1 protein-coding gene is annotated in these 1084 nt (G+C 37.3%); it reads left to right on the top strand.

Features of this window, described 5'->3' with window-relative positions; all coding sequences use genetic code 11:
• Positions 1-419 precede the first annotated feature (419 nt).
• On the top strand, positions 420-1084 hold a 665-nt coding region (locus HFM85_RS15970), incomplete at its 3' end, for a hypothetical protein (protein WP_173739195.1).

The raw sequence follows: 1084 nt of genomic DNA, 5'->3' as shown, positions 1-1084 counted from the left end.
TTTCTCCTGCTTTCATCATCTGTTCCAGTGCATTGTCTTTTGTCAGTTCAGGTAACGTATCCGATGCCTGGACACTCACACATCCTGCTCCCAGAGTTCCCATAATCAGTGCCGTCACAATAATCATTCTTTTCTTCATTTTTTAGTCTCCTTTTCTTATATTTTTTCCTTTACGATGCCAGTAAAAGCGAACTTTCGGGCATATATACCGTATCAAAAGCTCTCCTCATTTTGACAGTTTTCTGCATCTATATTATTTATGTTATTTGAATTTGACTTCCCTGTCTATATTTTTGCGTGAATAGTCAAAATATGGTGTGAAAAGACCTTCATATGATTTGATTTTGCCCTCTGCCAATGGTATACTTATTTTTAATAAGTAACCTGGCCATTATCTATCTTTATGACAGGAGGGTTTTATGATAGCATTGCGTTATTTCTGCGGATTTTCTCTTCAGATTTTTCCTTATGCATTTTTCTGTTTGTATCCATTCCGGGATTGTTTCCGCCTAAGCACAAAAAAGACAATGCTCATGGCACTGTCCATTTTTATTGTAATGGTCATTCCGTTTTCTCTTATCGCACAGTTCAACATTGGCGGTGATTACAAAGAGCTAATCTGGAATGTTATTTTTTATATTGCCCTGCTACTGTTCGGAGTGTTGTATTGTTTTATCATCCAGGCAAAAATAGCAGAAAAACTATTTGTATTTTTTGTTGTAATGAGCTACGGATTCTTTGTTACAAGCACCGTTACCTTTTTGCACCGTACTTTCCGGTTTCCATCCGATTATTTTATGTATCCGCCCTTTGCACTGGCTCTCACACTTATCATAAATCTAGTTCTTGCAAAACCATTTCTCATGCTGATGGAGCGAATCCGTACTATGATCAATGCTGATCTGGAATCACGGATCTGGAAGATTCTCTGCTCCCTCCCTGCTTTGTTTATTCTGATTGCCAGCATTGCACAGTTCTCAAGCATAATAAATCTTTCCAATAATATAGTTGTCCATGTTATGTTTGTACTGTTTGCAGTATTTGCTTTCATAGTATATGCCGTATTCTTCAGTGTCATGGAATA

Origin of the sequence: Blautia schinkii, assembly GCF_013304825.1 — a bacterium.
In the GTDB taxonomy this organism is placed as follows: domain Bacteria; phylum Bacillota; class Clostridia; order Lachnospirales; family Lachnospiraceae; genus Blautia_A; species Blautia_A schinkii_B.
Note: the sequence above shows the minus strand (reverse complement) of the source record. Positions and strands in the feature narration are given on the sequence as shown.